This is a genomic window from Xanthobacter pseudotagetidis (genome assembly GCF_043194795.2).
Lineage (GTDB): Bacteria > Pseudomonadota > Alphaproteobacteria > Rhizobiales > Xanthobacteraceae > Xanthobacter > Xanthobacter tagetidis_A.
Genome location: NZ_CM195534.1, coordinates 1,932,552 through 1,950,547, shown reverse-complemented (window position 1 = coordinate 1,950,547; position 17,996 = coordinate 1,932,552). Strand labels below are relative to the sequence as shown.

General features: G+C 65.9%; 16 protein-coding genes, 1 tRNA gene and 2 pseudogenes. 14 read left to right on the top strand and 5 right to left on the bottom strand.

Annotation, left to right across the window (positions count from 1 at the left end):
- Positions 1-82 precede the first annotated feature (82 nt).
- Together glsA and V5F67_RS08990 are read left to right on the top strand one after the other, a co-directional pair.
- The gene (glsA, locus tag V5F67_RS08995; protein ID WP_394018941.1) at positions 83-1,927 is read left to right on the top strand and encodes a glutaminase A; all 1,845 of its coding nucleotides are present in this window, start codon (positions 83-85) and stop codon (positions 1,925-1,927) included.
- A 132-nt stretch (positions 1,928-2,059) separates the two neighbouring features.
- The gene (locus V5F67_RS08990; protein WP_394018939.1) at positions 2,060-2,860 is read left to right on the top strand and encodes a DUF2189 domain-containing protein; all 801 of its coding nucleotides are present in this window, start codon (positions 2,060-2,062) and stop codon (positions 2,858-2,860) included.
- Between the two features lie 136 nt (positions 2,861-2,996).
- Here the strand turns inward: V5F67_RS08990 and V5F67_RS08985 are convergent, their stop codons facing one another.
- Positions 2,997-4,331, bottom strand: coding sequence for an NUDIX domain-containing protein (locus V5F67_RS08985; protein ID WP_394018937.1), 1,335 nt, complete (start codon positions 4,329-4,331; stop codon positions 2,997-2,999).
- Between the two features lie 177 nt (positions 4,332-4,508).
- Positions 4,509-5,249 (bottom strand): SIMPL domain-containing protein, encoded by a 741-nt coding sequence (locus V5F67_RS08980; protein WP_394018935.1) that lies wholly within the window; start codon positions 5,247-5,249, stop codon positions 4,509-4,511.
- Between the two features lie 319 nt (positions 5,250-5,568).
- Between V5F67_RS08980 and V5F67_RS08975 the strand changes: the two genes are divergently transcribed.
- From V5F67_RS08975 to V5F67_RS08955, 5 genes and pseudogenes are all read left to right on the top strand, one after another.
- Positions 5,569-5,644, top strand: a tRNA-Ile gene (locus tag V5F67_RS08975).
- A 509-nt stretch (positions 5,645-6,153) separates the two neighbouring features.
- A complete protein-coding gene (locus tag V5F67_RS08970; protein ID WP_394018933.1) occupies positions 6,154-6,438 on the top strand; it encodes a type II toxin-antitoxin system RelE/ParE family toxin in 285 nt (94 codons plus the stop codon).
- Entirely contained in the window at positions 6,428-6,736 is a 309-nt protein-coding gene (locus V5F67_RS08965) for a HigA family addiction module antitoxin (RefSeq protein ID WP_394018931.1), read from the top strand. The genes V5F67_RS08970 and V5F67_RS08965 overlap by 11 nt, the downstream gene beginning before the upstream one ends.
- 62 nt (positions 6,737-6,798) lie before the next feature.
- Positions 6,799-6,939 (top strand): annotated as a pseudogene (locus V5F67_RS08960) (BrnA antitoxin family protein); the annotation flags it as partial.
- Positions 6,940-7,013: 74 nt separating this feature from the next.
- Positions 7,014-7,361 (top strand): hypothetical protein, encoded by a 348-nt coding sequence (locus V5F67_RS08955; protein ID WP_394018929.1) that lies wholly within the window; start codon positions 7,014-7,016, stop codon positions 7,359-7,361.
- On the opposite strand, the gene V5F67_RS08950 is transcribed toward V5F67_RS08955, so the two are convergent.
- Positions 7,334-7,654, bottom strand: a complete 321-nt coding sequence (locus tag V5F67_RS08950; protein ID WP_394018927.1) for a hypothetical protein — start codon at positions 7,652-7,654, stop codon at positions 7,334-7,336. The genes V5F67_RS08955 and V5F67_RS08950 overlap by 28 nt on opposite strands.
- 150 nt (positions 7,655-7,804) lie before the next feature.
- Here V5F67_RS08950 and V5F67_RS08945 point away from each other — a divergent pair, with 150 nt between their 5' ends.
- The 6 genes and pseudogenes from V5F67_RS08945 (at position 7,805) to V5F67_RS08920 (ending at position 14,591) form a co-directional block, all read left to right on the top strand.
- Positions 7,805-8,635 (top strand): transglutaminase-like domain-containing protein, encoded by an 831-nt coding sequence (locus tag V5F67_RS08945; RefSeq protein ID WP_394018925.1) that lies wholly within the window; start codon positions 7,805-7,807, stop codon positions 8,633-8,635.
- A gap of 509 nt (positions 8,636-9,144) precedes the next feature.
- Entirely contained in the window at positions 9,145-11,520 is a 2,376-nt protein-coding gene (locus V5F67_RS08940; protein ID WP_394018923.1) for a TonB-dependent siderophore receptor, read from the top strand.
- 25 nt (positions 11,521-11,545) lie between these two features.
- Positions 11,546-12,127, top strand: coding sequence for a hypothetical protein (locus V5F67_RS08935; RefSeq protein ID WP_394018921.1), 582 nt, complete (start codon positions 11,546-11,548; stop codon positions 12,125-12,127).
- Positions 12,127-13,656: a PepSY-associated TM helix domain-containing protein gene (locus V5F67_RS08930; protein ID WP_394018919.1), complete on the top strand. Its 1,530-nt coding sequence runs from the start codon at positions 12,127-12,129 to the stop codon at positions 13,654-13,656. The genes V5F67_RS08935 and V5F67_RS08930 overlap by 1 nt, the downstream gene beginning before the upstream one ends.
- A gap of 56 nt (positions 13,657-13,712) precedes the next feature.
- A pseudogene (locus V5F67_RS08925) lies at positions 13,713-14,214 on the top strand (SDR family oxidoreductase); the annotation flags it as partial.
- Positions 14,175-14,591 (top strand): DUF6766 family protein, encoded by a 417-nt coding sequence (locus V5F67_RS08920; RefSeq protein ID WP_394019244.1) that lies wholly within the window; start codon positions 14,175-14,177, stop codon positions 14,589-14,591. The pseudogene V5F67_RS08925 and the gene V5F67_RS08920, both read left to right, overlap by 40 nt.
- Before the next feature lie 13 nt (positions 14,592-14,604).
- Here V5F67_RS08920 and V5F67_RS08915 read toward each other — a convergent pair whose 3' ends face one another.
- Positions 14,605-15,822: a GGDEF domain-containing protein gene (locus tag V5F67_RS08915; protein WP_394018917.1), complete on the bottom strand. Its 1,218-nt coding sequence runs from the start codon at positions 15,820-15,822 to the stop codon at positions 14,605-14,607.
- 236 nt (positions 15,823-16,058) lie between these two features.
- Here V5F67_RS08915 and V5F67_RS08910 point away from each other — a divergent pair, with 236 nt between their 5' ends.
- Positions 16,059-16,607 carry a hypothetical protein gene (locus V5F67_RS08910; protein ID WP_394018915.1) on the top strand — a complete coding sequence of 183 codons (549 nt, stop codon included), beginning with the start codon at positions 16,059-16,061 and terminating at the stop codon, positions 16,605-16,607.
- Between the two features lie 267 nt (positions 16,608-16,874).
- On the opposite strand, the gene V5F67_RS08905 is transcribed toward V5F67_RS08910, so the two are convergent.
- On the bottom strand, positions 16,875-17,960 hold the full coding sequence (locus tag V5F67_RS08905; protein WP_394018913.1) for an Ldh family oxidoreductase: 1,086 nt from the start codon (positions 17,958-17,960) through the stop codon (positions 16,875-16,877).
- Positions 17,961-17,996: the final 36 nt, after the last annotated feature.

Here is a 17,996-nt window from a genome sequence, read left to right as displayed (position 1 = left end):
GCGCCGCGGCGGCGGATATATCCCTCGCCCGCCAAAACGCTATAGGCTCGGCTTTCGCGCCCCCGATTGCCGGAGCCCGTCCTTGCCGAAGCCGGATGCCGCCTCTCCCGCCCCACCCGCCGAGACGCCGCTGCTTGCCTATCTGCGGCGCTGCCAGCGCGACTTTGCCGACGACCATTCCGGCGAGGTGGCGCAGTACATCCCCGAATTGGGCAAGGCGGATCCGGATCATTTCGGCATCGCGGTCGCCACCATCGACGGCTACGTCTACGAGGCGGGCGATACCGACATTCCCTTCACCATCCAGTCGATCTCCAAGGCCGGCGTGTTCGCGCTGGCGCTCGACCTGCTGGGGCCGGACAAGGTGGAAGCCTCCATCGGCGTCGAGCCCAGCGGCGAGGCGTTCAACTCCATCCGCCTGCGGCCCGACAACCGCCCCTTCAACGCCATGGTGAACACCGGCGCCATCGCCTGCTGCGGCCTGATCGCCGCAGCCGAGGGCGATGGCACCTTCGAGCTGATCCGCGCCACGCTGAGCCGCCTCGCCGGACGCCGGCTGGACGTGGACGAGGCCGTCTTCCAGTCCGAGCGCACCACCGGCGACCGCAACCGCGCCATCGCCTATCTGCTGCGCACCTATGGCGGCATCGCCGGCGACGTGGACCGCCTGCTGGACATCTATTTCCGCCAGTGCTCGGTGCTGGTCACCGCGCGCGACCTCGCCGTGATGGGCGCCAGCCTCGCCAACCAGGGCGTGAACCCGCTCACCGGCGAGCGGGTTTTCTCAGGCTATGCGGTGGCGCGCACGCTGGCGGTGATGAGCTCCTCCGGCATGTACGACTTCGCCGGCGAATGGATCTACCGCGTGGGCGTACCGGCCAAGAGCGGGGTCGGCGGCGGCATCCTCGCCGCCCTGCCCTCCCAGCTCGGCCTCGGCACCTTCTCGCCGCGCCTCGACCAGCACGGCAACAGCGTGCGTGGCATCCGCACCTGCGAGGCCATGTCCGAGGCGTTCGACCTGCACATGCTCTCGCGCCAGGACGACGTGCGCGCCTGTCTCGTGGCCGACTACGACTTCCGCACCGTGCCCGCCAAGCCCGGACGGCGCGCCGGCGAGCAGCGCATCCTCGACGACCGGTCGGGCGCGATCCGGGTGGTGGAGCTGGCCGGCAAGCTCTCCTTCGCCACCATGGACTATGTCACCCGCCGCCTCGCCGACCCGGCGCAGCTGCCCGACTTCCTGATCCTCAACCTGCGCCGCGTCGCCACCATCACCGATGCGGGCATGCGGCTGTTCACGCAGATGATCGAGAGCCAGATCCCCGCCACCACCACGGTGGTGCTGGCGGGCGTCGACGGCCTGTCCCAGGTGGGACCGCGCATGCGCCAGCTGGCGCAGGCGGGCGTCAAGGTGCGCGCCTTCCCCACCTACGACGCCGCGGTGGAGTGGGCGGAGGACCAGGTGGTCTATCGCCACGGCGGCTTCGCACGCGGCGCCGGGGAGGCGGACCTTTCCGGCCAGGCGCTGCTCGACGGCCTGTCGCAGGACGACGTCACCGCCTTCGCCAGGCTCGGCACCCGCGTGGCGTTCGAGGCCGGGACGCGCATCGTTTCGGCTGTCGAGCCGACGCCCAAGGTCTACTTCCTGCTGCGCGGCATGGTCAGCGCGCGCTCCATGACCGGCGTCCGCATCACCACCATGATTCCCGGAACCGCCTTCGGCGAGCTGGCCCTGATCGACCAGCCGCGCAGCGCCGACGTCTGGAGCGAGACCGAGGTCCTGTGCCTGGAAGTGGGCGCCGACGCCTTCGAGGCGTTCTCGCGAAGCCATCCGGCGGCGGCCCGCCGCATCATCCGCAATCTCGCTGTCCTGCTGGCCGCGCGCATGCGCATGGCCACCGCGCGCATCGACGCCCTGACCGGGTGATCCGCTCGGGGAGTCTACGGGCTTTACAACAGTCGCCGCCGCTCCCACTCTCTCTTCCATAAGCGAAGCGCATCGGCTCCCGAGGCCAAATGCGAACGTGCCCTGGGGAGGGCGCATCCAGGAGGGCCGCAGATGGCGGATGTGGTGAAGCAGCACGGGAGCGCCGTCACGGCCTTCCCGAAAGTCCGGCCGGTGACGATGGCCGATCTGACCTGGGCGCTGGAGGCCGGTGTCGCGGATTTCCGCAAGGCTTCGGCGATCGGCCTGTTCTTCGGCGGCATCTATGCGCTGGGCGGGCTTCTGATCTTCGCCACCGTATTCGCGCTGGACGTCGCCTATCTCGCCTATCCGCTGGCCGCGGGGTCGGTGCTCATCGGCCCGTTCGTCGCCGCCGGCCTCTACGAGGTCAGCCGCGAGATCGAGGCCGGGCGCCAGCCCACCTTCTCGGGCGTCATCCGCACCGCGCTCGCCCAGCGCAGCCGCGAACTGGGCTGGATGGCGTTCGTGACCATCTTCGCCTTCATCATCTGGATGTATCAGGTCCGGCTGCTGCTGGCCCTTTTCCTGGGCTTCGCCTCGTTCGCCTCGCTGCAGGACTTCGCGCAGGTCCTGTTCACCACCACGGACGGGCTGAGCTTCCTCGCGGTGGGCCATGTGATCGGCGCGGCGCTGGCGCTCGGGCTGTTCTCGATCTCGGTGATCTCCTTCCCGCTGCTGATGGACCGGGACGTGGACGTGGTCACGGCCATGATCACCAGCGTGCAGGCGGTGCTGGCGAGCCCCGGCCCCATGATTCTCTACGGCATCATCGTGGTGGCGATGCTGGTGGTGGGCGTGCTGCCGCTGTTCCTGGGGCTGCTGGTGGTCCTGCCGGTGCTCGGCCACACCACGTGGCACCTCTACCGCCGGGCGGTGGAGCCGCCGACGGCGTGAGGGCCGCAGAGCCCGTTGCATCCCAGACGGATGCGCGCCAGACGGATGCGCGGGGCGACGTCCTGACCGGGCTCGCCGCCGGCAGGCAGCCGAACCGCCTGGAGAGCAGGACCGGGAATGGCCGTCGCGCCCGCGCTTAGTGTAGCAGATGCGGCGCCTTGCCCGGACCGCGCTCCCTCGCGGTTGTGGAGAGCTTCTTCGCCCCCTTGGCCGGCGGCGCCTTCACGGGCTTTGCGGCGGGCTCGGCGCCCTTGGCCGCAGCTCTGGCGCCCGCCTTCGCCACCGGTATGGCAGCCGGCTTTGAAGCCGGCTTTGAAGCCGACTTGGGCGCCTTCGCGACCTTCGCCGCCTTCGCGGGCCGGGCAGCCTTCGCTGCCTTGGCGCCCTTCGCAGCGCCCTTCGCAGCCCCCTTGGCCGATCCGGGCTCCGAAGTCGCGGCGAGGGCGCTCTTGTTTAGAGCGATCTTGGCGAGGGCAATCTTGCCGGCGCCCGCCTTGTCGGCTCCCTTGACCGCACGCTTCACGCCGGGCTTGGCTCCGGCGCGCGCCGATGCCTTCGCCGGGCGCCTGGATGAGGCCTGCGGACCGGGCCTCTGCTCTTCCTCCGCGGACGTCGCCCTCGACTTCGCGCTCGGCCGCGCCAGTGGCTTTGCTACCCTTCCAGATCTGCCGGCCTTGGCTGGCTGCGCTCGCGATCCGGCCGCCTCGACCCGTTCGGCCGCCTTCTCCTTCGCGGCCTTCGCCTTGGCCACCTTCTCCTTGGCGGCTTTGCCTTTCACCGCCTTCCCTTTCGCCGGCTTGGCCTTCTTGGCGGCGGCGGCGTCGGTCCCGTCGCTGCCCTCGGCCCCGCCTTTCCCGCCCGGTGCGGTAGCGGCCTTGGACGGCTCCGGCGCATCGGCGTCGGATGCCATCGCGGCGCGCGCGGGCTGGGATGTCTTGCCCTTGCCGCGCCGCGCCTTGGCTGCCGGCGCCTCGGTCGGAGCCGCGTCCGCCACCTCGGCGGTGGAGGCGCTGCGCTTCTCGGCGAACGCCTTCGCCATGAGGTCGCCGAAGGCCAGGATGAGCACCTTCAGCTCCTCCTCCTGGACCGCGGCGGCCGCGCTCTCGATGGGAAACCAGAAGCCGAACCGCTGCGAGCGCTCCGGCCAGTTGCGCGCGCGCCGCTTCACCTTCAGGGGGAAGACGATGACGTCGCACGGCACGGTGCGGTGGGCGAGGCGCTTGTCGTAGGTGTAGAGGCCGAGCGGCTCGCGCGCGACCGTGCCGAGAAGGCCGGCCTCCTCGTAGGTCTCGCGCGCCGCGGCCTTGGCGGGCGTGAGGCCCTTCATGGGCCAGCCCTTCGGGATTACCCAGCGCCGCGTCTCGCGGGAGGTGATGAGGCGCACCTCCACCGTCCCGTCCCGGCGGACCCGGTAGGGTAAGGCGGCGTACTGGATGCGCCGGCCGTTCCGCTCGTTGATGCCCGACCCCATGGCCGACGCCCCGTGGAAGATGCCTTGTGGAAGATCCCTGTGATTCCCCCCGCGAATCGAGGCGCGCGAGGAATAGGACAATGGCTCTACCACTTTGGCCGGACGCGCAAGTGACAGCTTCTGTGCCGGTCCGGCCCGAACGGCGCGCCGGCGCGGGGCCGGCGCGCCGACATCGGCTCACTGCGGCTCGATCTCGAACACCAAGGTGGCGTGGGCGCGCACCTCCAGCTCGCCGGCCTCGATGGGGACCGCCGCGCGGGCGGCCTCGGCCTTCATCATCATCGGCGCCGGCATCACCGGGCCGGAACGGTCGGCCCGCATGTCGATGCTCGAGATGCGCACGATGCGCATGCCAGCCGCCGCGGCCAGCGACTTCGCCTGCGCCATGCCATCCTTGACGGCGTCGACGCGGGCCGCCTCCTCCATCTTGTCGGGATCGGACAGCAGGAAGGTCAGGCCGGAGGCCTGGTTCGCGCCGGACTGGACCATCTTGTCGAGCAGCGCGCCGAGCTGCGCCAGGTCGCGCACCTTCACCCGCACGGTGTTGCGCGCCTCGAAGCCGACCAGGCGTGGCGGCCCCGACTGCGCGCCGCTGGCATATTGCGGCGAGAGCGAGAAATTCGCGGTGGCGATGTCCTTCGGCGCGATCCCCGCCTCCTTGATGACGGCTATGACGGCCGCGGCCGCCTTGGAATTGGCGGCGACGGCCTCGCCCGCGGTCTTGCCGGCGGTGACGACGCCGGTCGCGACGAGCGCCATGTCGGGCTCCGCCGTGGCGCTGCCTTCGCCGATCACCGTCAGCGTGGCGGCGGCGTGCGCCGGAAGGGACGCGGCGGCAAGCAGTGCGAGCGCGCAGAGCGCCCCTGAGACGACGCGCAGCGGACGCGCGGGCAGACCGTGGGCCCTGTCGACGGGCATGGGCGAATCTCCATCGGGTGACGTGGCGCGCGATCCCGGACACCCCCGTCGACCTCCTCGGCCACCCGCCCGCAAAACGTGAGGGTGGGTGATCCGACCGGATCGACGCGGCCTGGATCAGGCGCGAAGACACCACCTTCCGAACGCGGCGCCATTGGGGCGTTACCGTGGCGTCAACCGCGCTCCCAACGGAAAACCGCTTCCGGCCCGCCACGCGCGTCGTATCGGCGAGGCCGGCCGCTTCGCGCCGAACGCTCCGGTTGTTCGCGCCGCCGCCAGTTGCTAGAGGGGAACGGCACGCCGCGCTGCGGCGAAGCGCGGGCCCGTAGCTCAATGGTTAGAGCTGACCGCTCATAACGGTCTGGTTGTCGGTTCGAGTCCGGCCGGGCCTACCACATCGCGCTCCGCCGAGGTTCGCGCCGGCTCGCGGGCATCCTGCGACACCTAAACTTATCAATGGTTTATTTGTCGCGCGCCACCGCCAACGTTCGTCACGGTTCGTTGGAAGCCAGCCGAAGACGGATTGCTTATGGCGCCACGGTTTGATTCCCCCGAATTGGGGAACCAATGCGGCAGGGGGGCATCCTGCAATGCAGAGGCAGCTCCGAATTTCGGAGGTGCCTTCCCGCACAAGGCTTTCCGCCCACGGCTCGCTCATCTGGACGGATCGTCACTCGCCGCACGGCACGGCGAGATGCCCGCCTCCATGGCGCCCAAGGGGGCGCGAGAACCAAACCCGGTGGATCGTCGGGTTTGGATTAGCCCAACTGCTACCCTCGCGCGTTGCCCACTGAAACCACCCTGAAACCTGCCACCTGAAACCTACGCTCCTGAGCCAATGCAGCAAAAAGAATGGGTGTCAGGCATTAATTGACACATGTAAGGGTATACCTTACATTTCCTCATGATCAGGAGTTTCAAGAGCAAGGCGCTGAGCCGCTATTGGACCAAGGGCGACGCTTCCGGCATCCATCCGGATTGGCTCTCAAAGGTGAAGCTTGTTCTTTCCCGCCTGGACGCTGCGGACGCCCCGGAGCAGATGGACATTCCTGGCCTCGGCTACCACGTCCTTTCGCCGAAGCTCGGAGAGCGCCACGCGGTCTCGGTGTCTCGCAACTGGCGGATCACGTTCGATTGGGGCGGCGAAGACGCGGTCGCCGTCGACATGGAGGATTACCATGGCAAGTAAGACGCTCAGGCACCCGGCCATCGAGCCCACCCACCCCGGCGAACTGCTGCGCGAGGTCGTCATCCCCGCCACGGGCCGGAGCAAGGCCGAGATTTCCCGGCTCCTCGGGATTTCCCGGCAGACGCTCTACGACATCCTGAACTGTAAGCAGCCTGTGACGCCCACCATCGCCGTGAAGCTCGGCAAGATGTTCGGGGACGGCGCCGGCATCTGGCTCAGGATGCAGGCGGCCCACGATCAGTGGCATGCCGAGCGCGAGGTGGATGTATCCGACATCCCCACCCTGACCGCAGCTTAAGAAGGGCAGGCACGACCGAGAAGAAGACACCACGGCCGCTCACCGACGCGGAGGAGGCGGAAATTCAGCGGCAGATTGCCGAAGATCCGGACACTTGGGAAATCACTGAAGAGGACATGAAGAACGCCAAGCCCTTCGCTGAGGTGTTCCCCGAGCTCGCCGAGAGTATCAAGCGCGCCAGGGGCCGCCCAAAGGCCGACAACTGAACGCACCAGCAGGGCCGGTTCAATCCGAAGCCGCCCAACGGCTGGGGCTTAGGGGGCAGTTCAAGCGGCCAATGCGCGAGAATGGCAAATTTTGCCGCCCATGCCGGGCCGAGCTGAGCCCGGCGGAGGCCGCCTACCAGACGGCGCGGCGGAAAGAGATCTACGAAACGCTGCACCCCGAAGCGCGCGCCCAAGTACGGCAGGCGCACATTAGAAATGGGGCCGCCGCGGACAATTTGTCCGTGGCGTTCGCCGCCGATGCCGCCTTGAAGACTGGTCGGGATGAGCGGACGGTGCGCCGAGATGCCGCCCGTGGCGAAGCCCTCGGCGAGTCCCTGAAGGACATCGCTGGAACATCGCTCGACAAGGGCGTGGAACTGGACGCCCTCGCTCACCGCTTCGAGCTTGCAATGAGGTAGCCAGCCGCAAAGCCGATCATGATGCCCATGAGACCCGCCGATGGCAGCACGGCAGCGGCTGTTCCGGGATGCTCCCCCACCGCCTCCGACACGACCCGCGCCTTGCGCCCGGCTTCCTTCATGGCGCCGTTAGCCTTCGACCGCATGTCGTTGAAGGCGTCCTCGGCATCGTCGGCGACATCCGAGGCGCGCGCCTTGATGGACTTGCCCAAGCTCGCCATCTCGTCTCTCAGCTCGGCAATCTGCGCTTCGAGCGTCTCGCGTACCGCCTGGGCGGAGTTGGTCTCGGCCATCGTCGAATTCCCTCAGTTATCGGTGCCGGGACAAACGCCGGTGCGCCGACCGGTGTTCCCTCATCCGCGGGCCGCGGAACCGGACGCGGGAACAAAGCGCGGGCTTAGGCGTCATATGCACGGCATAACGTTGCTGCCCTGGGGAGAGCCATGCGCTTCACCATGCACTCACGCCTCGAATATGATGTGAAGGCGCCCACCGTCTTCATCCTCAACCTGGAAGCGGCGGCCTTGCCCCGCCAGCGCATCGTCGCGGAAAAGCTCACGCTGGAGCCGGCAAGCCCGATCGATCGGTTCTCCGACGACGAGGGAGGAAGTCGCTTCTTCCGCGTCCTCGCCGAGTCGGGACGGTTCGCGGTCACCTATGAAGCCGAGGTCGAGGTGAACATGCTCGACAAGGCGCCGGAGGACATCCGGGAGGTGCCGGTGGCCGAGCTGCCCCTCGACATCCTGCCCTATCTCCTGCCGAGCCGCTTCTGCCAGTCCGATCTCCTCGGCCGGTTCGCCCGGCGCGAGTTCGCAGAGCTGGAGCCGGGCCATGCGCGCGTGACCGCCATCTGTAACTGGATCTACGAGCACGTGGACTATGAGCGCGGGTCGAGCGATGCCCAGACCTCGGCCTATGACACGATGGTGCTGCGCGCCGGCGTGTGCCGGGACTTCGCCCATCTCGGCATCGCCTTCTGCCGCGCGCTCAACATCCCGGCCCGCTTCGCCAGCGGCTATGCGTGGAAGCTCGACCCACCCGATTTCCACGCCGTCTTCGAGGCCTATCTCGACGGCGACTGGTACCTGTTCGACGCCACGCGGCAGGCGGCGCTTCAGGGCCTGGTCCGGATCGGGGTCGGACGCGACGCATCGGACGCGGCCTTCGCCACCATCTATGGCGATGCCGAGTTCAAGGGCATGTCGGTCGGCATCGAGGCGGCGCATCCCGTCGCCGACGACGAGCCGACCACGCGGGCGGTGGGGGTCGGGTAGCGGGCCTCGGCAAGAACCTCCTCTCCAGCGCTGTCGATTTCCATGTCCCGGCGGAGGCGGTGCTCCTTAGCTTTCAGAGAATCGCCCGCGACCGGGAGCTCTCTCGCCGCCTGCATGATGCCGCCGGTCAGCCCCCTTCCGCCCTTAAAACCTCCCCAGTTTGGGGAGGTTTTCCATCAGCGGTCGGCTCAATCCGAAGCTTGATCCACTCCGCCTCATGCAAGGCGCGCTGCGCGCGGTCCAAGTCATTCCGGTGCAGGTTCTCGCCGATCTCCCACGTGCGGAGCGGAGGCGACCGGCCGCGCCGAGCGCGACCCGACGCAAGACCTCCGCGGCGCGCTCAAGTCGCCGGGCCGCATCAGGCATAGCAGTCGGTTTCTTTTTTCAAATTTAAAATAATTAAAATGTATTTGTCCATTGATCTACCCTCTACAAGTTTCATGTGAGGCGGGTATAAATTTAACCGAATCTGGCGCCCCCAGATTGCGATATTTGTCTGGGATTTTACCATGATTCTAAACAAATGCACCGTCGTCGATACTGTCACGCTCGCGGCGGTGCTCGTCGGCAGTTCGGTAATCACTGCGGAGGCCCAACAGGCCAACGGCGCTGTCGATCTGCCAACGGTCGAGGTGGTGAATGACCAGGCATCCCGCCAGCAACCTGGTGATCGGGCGACGCCATGGTCCGCGGGTCCCGTGATCGACTATGTGGCCACCGATTCGCGGGTGGGCACGAAGACCGACACGCCGCTCATAGAGACGCCACAGTCCATCACCGTGGTTGGTGACGAGCAGATGCGCGATCAGGGCGTGCAGAGCCTTCAGGAGGCGGTGCGTTACACCGCCGGCGTGTTCGCCGACGGCTTTGGCTTGGACAGCCGCGGCGACTACGCCATCATCCGCGGCATACCCGCGTCCTATTTCATCGACGGCCTGCGCAGCAGCTTCGGCTATTATTCCAATACGGCCGCCATCGAACCCTACGCGCTGGAACGCGTTGAGGTCCTGCGCGGCCCCGCTTCGATGCTTTATGGGCAGTCCTCCCTTGGCGGCATCATCAACGGCGTCTCCAAGCTGCCTCTGGCGACGCCCCGGAACGAGATCACCTTCGAATACGGCTCGTTCGACTTCAAGCAGATCAAATTCGACACCTCAGGGCCGCTAACTGCGGACGGCAAGTGGCTCTATCGCGTGGTCGGCCTCGGCCGGGACGCGGGCACCCAGGTGGACTTTGTAGACAACGACCGCCTGATGCTGGCGCCGTCGATCACCTACCGCCCCACGGATATGACCAGCATCACCCTCCTCGCCAATTTCCGGGAGGATCATTCGGGGTCCGTGCAGCAGTTCCTGCCGCAGATCGGTACGCTGGTTCCCAACCGGTTCGGCCAGCGGGCCGACTTCAGCACCTTCGTCGGCGAGCCCAGCGACAAGTACGACACCTCCTCGCAGTCGGGCACCTTCCTGTTCGACCATGAATTCGAGAACGGGCTGAAGTTGCGCAACGCCACGCGCTACACCCACGTCGACAACACCTACAATTCCACTTATGCGGCCGTGCTCACTCCGGCCCGCATCGCCACGCTGAATGCACTCCTCGGTGGGCCGGTGCTCAACCCTGCCTATGCGCCGTTTCTCAATTACGGCCAGAGCGAAATTGCGCGCGCGGTTGTCGATCAGCAGACCGAGACCGGTGTCTTCAACTCCGACACCAACCTAACCGGCAATTTCACGACCGGCCCCGTCGAGCACAAGGTCATCGGCGGCTTTGACTACACCCAGTATGTCGTGAACATGGCCACGTCGGGCACGCTTCTTGATAATGTTTTCCCAGGCATTCCTGGCTTCCTTCCGGCGCAGCCACGTTTCAACATGTATCGCCCGGTCTATAATCAACGCAGCTATCTGGTCGGCCTCGACGGCAGTCTCGTGTTCGGCCAGCCGCCGCTCTATGACCGCCCCCAGGAAACCCAAAAGCAGACTGGCCTTTACATCCAGGACCAGATGCGCATGGGGCCGTGGATCGCTGTTCTCGGCCTGCGCCAGGACTGGCTGACCATTGAGCAGGAGGGGGCGGCCGACGAGAACCTGTCTGCCACGTCGACCCGAGCAGCGCTGATGTATGAGACCGATTTCGGGTTCGCGCCATATGTGAGCTTCTCCACGGCATTCGAGCCTCAGCCCGGTCAGCCCGTAGCTCGCAACATCACAGCCCCATTCAACACTCAGACGCCAGCGAAGCCGCTCGAGGGAAACCAGGTCGAGATCGGCTTCAAGTACAAGCATCCCACCCTACCGCTCGTCGTCAATGCCGCGGTCTATGACCTCACGCAGGACAATGTGATCGTACAGCCGGACTTCCTGTTCAACGCCGTGCAGGGAGCGAGCATCAACGTGCGCGGTTTCGAGATCGAGGCAATCGGCGAGATCACCCCCAACATCAAGATTGTTGCGTCTTACTCTTATACCGACGCGAAGTATGAGAGCTATCCAGAGCTCTACCCGTTCCCCTCAGGCATTCCCGCCTTCATGAAGGGCAAACCCGTCGATGGCATCCCGCAGAATCTGGCCTCGCTCTGGGGCGTCTATACGGTAAAGGAGGGGCAGCTCAGCGGATTGTCGTTCGGTGGCGGCGTGCGCTACATCGGCGAGGCGCAAAGCTACGGCCGGGATATCCTGACGCAAAGCGTAATCTACGTGGAGACGCCAGCGGTCACGCTGTTCGATGCCATGGTTGCCTACGAAACCAAAAATTGGCGCTTCCAAGTGACCGGGCAGAATCTCGCCAACACTTTCTATGTCGCATCGTGCAGCGCCTACCGCGGCGACTGCGGCGTCGGCCAAGCTCGCACGGTCATCGGCAGCGCGACCTACAAGTTCTGACTTCAATCCGGGTAATGCGCGCGTCATGGGTTCAGTGTCGGACATGGGAATTCTGGAGCTGCTTCTGGCAGCGGCTTCATTGGCGCTGGGCCTCGTGGTCCTGCGTCGGCAGTGGCTGCAGAAGTCGAGGCGGTCCACCGCAGCGACCATGGCGGGATGGGCCCTGATCTGTGCCGGATTCTGGCTGTTCGCCCAGGCCTGGGGGGCAGAGAGCGGGCTGGCCTATGGCCTGCTCGCGTTCTCCCTCATCGCCTACGCCGTCGTCGCGGTCAGCACCACATTCCGCAGCGCGCGCACGCGAGAGCCACGCGCGGCCCTCGACCCAGAAGAGCGGCGGACTTCCTGGGCGCGCGGCAGCGCAAAGGCATTCCTTGCCATCGTCTTGGCGGGCATCACGTCCATCGGGCTCGGACTTGCATTCGCCGTCGCAGCACCGCTGTCCGAGCAGGACAGGATCGTGATCGGTGGCATCTTCGTCCCGGTTCTGTGGGGGGCTGGCATGGCATGGACGCTGTGCGACGCGAAGCTCTTACGCGCCACCATCGTGCTCGTCTGCCTGTCCGCCTTCGGCTACGGCGTCGCCTTCATGCCCAAGGTGCTGGGCTGATGGACGTGCACCCTGACCCACCGTCGCGCCGACGGCCGACCCTGTCTCCCGCGTTCGTCCGATCCATGTTAGCGGGGCATTCCGCGCTCGGCATCGCCTTTGCGGCGCTGATCTATGTGGTGTGCCTTACCGGATCGGTTGCGGTCTTCATCAACGAGTTCCAGCGCTGGGAGCAGCCCCAGGCGCCCGTCGTGGCGCCGGGCGTCGCACCTGAGAGCGCCGCCGCCGCTTTGGTCGAGGGTCATGCGAAGGCAGTGGCCGAAGGTGCCGCTCATGACGTCTTCCTGCAGGGACCAACCGCGACCAACGCCCGTCTGGCTGTCTTCTATCGCGGAGAAGAGGACGGCGCCGAGGGGCAATGGCTCGCTGATTCCCAAGGGCGGCTCATCGCCCGCTTTGACGCGCCGTGGTCGCATTTTCTCGGCGAGTTGCACGCCTCGTTCCACCTGCCTGGCACATGGGGGCGCTTCCTTGTCGGTGTTGTCGGGGTCACGCTGTTGTCGTCGCTGATCTCCGGCCTCCTGTCCCATCCGCGGATCTTCAAGGATGCCTTCGCTCTGCGCTGGGGCGGGGCGCGGCAATTGCAAGAGGCAGATCTTCACAATCGCCTGGGCGTCTGGGGCCTGCCGTTCCACGTCGTGGTTTCGGCGTCGGGCGCGCTTCTCGGCCTGTCAACTCTGATCGTCGGGGTGTTGGCCCTCGCCGCCTATGAGGGCGATTCTGAGAAGGCCTTCGCGGCGATCCTCGGGCCCATGCCGACGGAGGACCACAGCCCGGCGCCACTGCCGGATCTCGCGGCCATGATCCGGCATGTGCAGGCCGAACGGCCGCAGGCGCAGTTTGTGAGCGCGACCGTCCAGCATGTGGGCACCGCCGGCCAAGTGGTCCATCTCGGCATGCGCACGCCGGGCCATCTCGCTTTGGCCAACACCTACTATTTCGACGGCGACGGCACGCCCATGGGCGATGGTGGCCTTGAGGTGGGCAGCATTGGACAGCAGATTCTGGGTGCGTTGCAGCCGCTGCATTTCGGCTGGTTCGGCGGCATGCCCGTCAAGCTCGGTTATGGCTTGCTTGGCCTTGCGCTAACCTACGTCGCCTATAACGGCGTCACCATCTGGCTGGCACGGCGGCGCGCCAAGGGACGACCTACGCCGGGTTGGGAGAAGGTGTGGGCGGCCCTCGGATGGGGCCAGCCTCTGGCGCTCGCCACAAGTGCAGCCGGCGCGCTCTTGGCGGGCGAAAGCGCGGTGATTCCTGCCTATCTGGTGGCGACGCTCGGCGCTTTCGCTTACGCCTACGCGGCGCGGGGGAGCGCGGACACGGGGCGTGGGCTCCGTCTTGCGACCGCCTTTGTTCTTGCTTTCGTCGCCACGGTCCACTCCGCGCTTAGCGGGGGCAATGCCAGCGACCCGATGGGCAATTATATCGATATAGCGCTCTTTGCTGCTGCGATACTTCTCGCGCTTCCTCACATTCGCCGTCGTCTGGCACCGTTCCGCGGCGAGGGACCTTCGTCGCGCACCTGATCGTCGCAGGCTTATCTCCGCAAGGGCCTCAGCCTGACGCCAGGGCATGGGTGGGCCTTGGCGGCCTCGACATCCTGGCAAACAACGCAGCGCACCAGGCGAGCTTCGAAAAGATGGAGGACATCTCCGATGCCGAATGGGCACACACCTTCGAAGTGAACGTCCATACCGTGTTCCGCCTGACCAAAGCGGCGCTGCGGCACATGCAGCCGGGCGGCGCCATCATCAACACCGCCTCCATCAATTCTGACGCGCCGAACCCCACCTTGCTTGCCTATGCCACCACCAAGGGGCGATCCACAACCTCACCGCCGGCCTTGCCCAATCGCTAGCGCCCCGTGGCATCCGTGTGAATGCGGTGGCGCCAGGACCGATCTGGCCCCCGCTTATTCCCACCACCATGCCGGAAGAGGCGGTGAAGAACATCGGCAAGTCGGTGCCTAGGGACGACCGGACCAGCCGGCCGAACTCGCCACGGCCTTCGTCATGCTGGCCGATCCCTTGCGCCCGGCAGGTCCCTGTCGATCTGGAAGCGGTACGGCTATGGCTGGGTCACGCTGGGCTTCTTCCTTATCACCCTCGCGGGCCACTGGACCTTTGGCTGGTTCGCCTATCTGTCCGAGCAGACCCAGCATGGGGCGGCCGCGAGTATTGGCGACTATTCCGTTGTGATGTTGCGAGACACCCTGGAAAACTGGCAATCGGAATTCCTGCCGTTGTTCTGGCAGATCGGCGGCCTCGCATTCCTGCCATATGTGGGCTCGCCCCAGAGCAAGGAGAATGACGACCGGATGGAGGCCAAGATCGCCGCCATTCTTGCCGCGGCAGATCCCAAGAGCGGCGAGCGCCTGCTGGTGGAGATCGACAACGAATACGTGGGGCGCCACACCGATCCCCGGTGGCAGCGCATGGCGAAGCACGGCGATGGAACATGAGGACGGAGGCTCCTCAGCCTTCACCTTCCACATTCCCTACGTTATGTGGCTCGACGGCGATGCGGTTACGGCCCGCCCGCTTGGCCTCATAGACAAGAGTGTCGGCTCTACTCATTACCGCAAGAAGATTCTCGCCCGGCCGCCATTGGGCAATGCCGAAACTCGCGGTCACGCTCGCCTGCTGTGGCAGGCCAGGGAAGCGCGCCAGTTCCACCTCCTGGCGTACGCGCTCGGCGAACACATGCGCTCCCGAAAGGTTCGCATCCATGAGAAGTACCACGAACTCCTCGCCGCCAAGGCGTGCGGCCACATCCTGCGGCCGGATCTCACTCTGCAGTAATCGAGCGAATTGCTGGAGCACTTGGTCCCCCACCAGATGTCCATAGGTATCGTTGATCGACTTGAAATGATCAATGTCGCAGTAGACCACGCTCATGGAAAGGCGCGACGGATCGCCAGAGATGGCCTTGACGCGTCGCAGGAAGCCCCGGCGGTTGGCGAGGCTGGTGAGTGGATCAGCGTTGCCCTCCTGCCGCGACTCTTCGATGACGTCAGCCACCACTGCGCCGAGGAGCGCTAGAAAGGCCAGCAAGGAACTGATCAGCAGCGAGAAGTTGAGGACAAGCCAAAACGGTGTCCGCCCGAACGCGGCACGCACCGCATCTCTGTCATAGGCGCCTCCGGCTTTCTCGAGATGGTGAAGATCACCGGAGATGGACATGGTCAGGAGGGTGCGGGGAAAGAAATGCAACCCAAAGATCAATAACAGCCAGAAGACGAGCTTGTCGGCTCCGCGACGTTGGGAGGGGCGCGCAATCTGTACCGCAGCCACGACGAACATCAAACCATACCCGAAATTCTGCGCATAGATCCTCATGGCAAGGTCGCGGTCGACGTAGAAATAATAATAAAGAAACATCATGATAGCGCCGGCGATGCCGAAAAGGAGCGCGTCGCCTCCCGTGACCTTGACCCGCGCTTTGGCCCCTTCGATGAGGCAGAGCACCGCGAAGGTGTAGAGCCCGCCCGAGACCAGGATGTTCGCCTCGCCTGTCGAGGGGATGTTCAAAAACTGCGACAGAAGTCCCATGGCAAAGGCCATGAAGCAGACGCAGAAGAATAGGATATAACGGCGCTGCGGCTGGAGGAGCCAGGCTCCAAAAAAAGCGGCAGAAAAGATGACCGCCGCCGCTGGAGCCATATAGATGTAGATTCCGAGCTCGGACTTCATGGCTGGCGCGTCACCAAATTGCCATGCAGCTAGCGCACGCGGCCACCCGCCAAACGTGCTCGCCGCCCCCTCTACCGCCCCCACGGAAGGCGTCATAGGAGCGAGATTTTCACCGGGGTCAAGCCCAAAGCGGATTCAGCGAGCTGGCACCTGATGCGCACCAGGGCACGGTCATCCTCTCTCCTCAGCACCCCGGCCGATCAGAGTCATCGAACGCGTGCGTGATGCCCCTAGGATTGCATTTTCCGTTCCGTCGCGTTAAGCGGCGATTGTGGGGGCATAGCTGGCGTTCAGAATCGGGGTTCGCCGAAAAGATGGATTTGGGTTCTGCTGCCGTTCGCGACTGGATGCGCGTCACCTGTTACAATCGGTTTTGCGCTGAGGTGCCCGACATTTTTGTCGGGCAGTGGCCCACATCCTTCAATCGAAGCAAGGATCACCCCTGGAAGCTCTGGATCGTCGACACAGACGCTGAAAGACGAGCGCTTGAGCAGTCGCTGAAGCTCCCGGTTCCCTTCACAAAGGGCTGGCCGGACTTTCGGGCAGGACCAGATTTCGTCAATGCCGCTCCCAGCCGCGGCGCCGCCTTCGTCGCGCTTTACCCTCCGGCGGAAACGGGCCTGCCGTGGATTGCCCTTCGCTCCATGCCGGGAAGCCCGATCGGCTATCGCCATCGCTATATCTGGGCATGCAGCGACACGCTGGAAGAGGCTGGTGCCCATTTTCGCGCCTTCGCGGAGTCGGACCCGAAGGCGTCGAGATACCTACCAAGGGACCGAGCTTGAACCGCGCTGCCGGGCAGTTTCCTGCTATTCCCACCTGATCCCAGCGAATCTCAGAATGAGCCTCGGACAGGGCAACAACCCGATTTAATGGTATTTTTGCTGGCATATGCGAATTGAATGATTCATTATATAATTGAAATATATATGTAATTTAAATGAAATGGCTGTCCGGCCTGGCCTTACCACATTTCCGGTCGCCGGGACGAGGCAAAGGACCGCGCCGGAGCAGCGCGACGATCCGGCGGCCTCTTGCCCTTCGCCACACCCTCAAACCGCCGGGCCGCGCCCAAGCGTGTCTGGCCTCAGAGGGGAGATGCCCAGGATTGACGCCAGTTTCGCCAATGCGTCGAGTGTCTCCCGCCCAAGCGGAACGCCCAGGCGATCGGATGTCGTCTGCTCCGCGTGGGCGCGCTCGCCAGGAATGACGACGTCGCGCGCTCCGGGCGCCGCTCGCGCCGCCTTTATCCGCTGGCGCAGGCCTTCCATCCGGTCGAGGAACGCATCGCGTGGCATGAATGCCGCGATATCGGTGGCGCGGAAGAGATGACCGATCCCGTCTGGCGCGGGCGAGCCCCCAGTCCGCTCCCCGGTCGGCCCGTCCGGGCCCGCGCCCGTCAGGACCCCGGCGAGGACCTCGAAGACCAGGGAGAGGCCGAAGCCCTTGTGGCCGCCGAACGGCAGGAGGGCGCCGCCGCGCAGGAAGTCGCCGGGGTCGGTGGAAGGGCTCCCGAGCGCATCGAGGAGCCAGCCTTCGGGAACCGGGAGCCCCGCCTCGGCGGCCCCGATCACCTTCCGGCCGGCGGCGACGCTGGTCGCCATGTCGAGCACCAAGGCGGGATCGTCCCGCGTCGGCACCGCCACCGCATAGGGATTGTTGCCCAGCACGCGCCCCCGCCCGCCGGTGGGCGCCATGACCGGCGGCGCGGTGCTGACGACCTCGCCGATCATGCCGGCCTCCGACATGATCAGGGCATAGTAGGCCGCCGCTCCGAAGTGGTTGCTGTTGCGTGCGCCGACGCAGCCGATGCCGCAGGCCCTCGCCTTCTCCACCGCCAGGCGCGCGCACCTGATCGCGGTGATCGCGCCTAGCCCGCCATCCCCGTCGACGACCGCGCAGGCCGCCGTATCGGAGACGAGGCGCACGTCCGGCCGGGGATTGAGGGTGCCGGCGCGCAGATGGTGCACGTAGCCGGGAAGCGTCGAACAGCCGTGGGAGGCGATGCCCCGCTTGTCCGCGAAGACGAGGACGGCGGCGACGTCGTGCGCATCCGCCTGGGAAAGCCCGCAGGCCGCCAGGGCGCTGACGCAGAACCCGTGCAGCACGTCCTGCGGCATCCGGAGCCGGTCGCTCATGGGCGTACCGGGAGGCGAATTCGCACGGTCATGGCC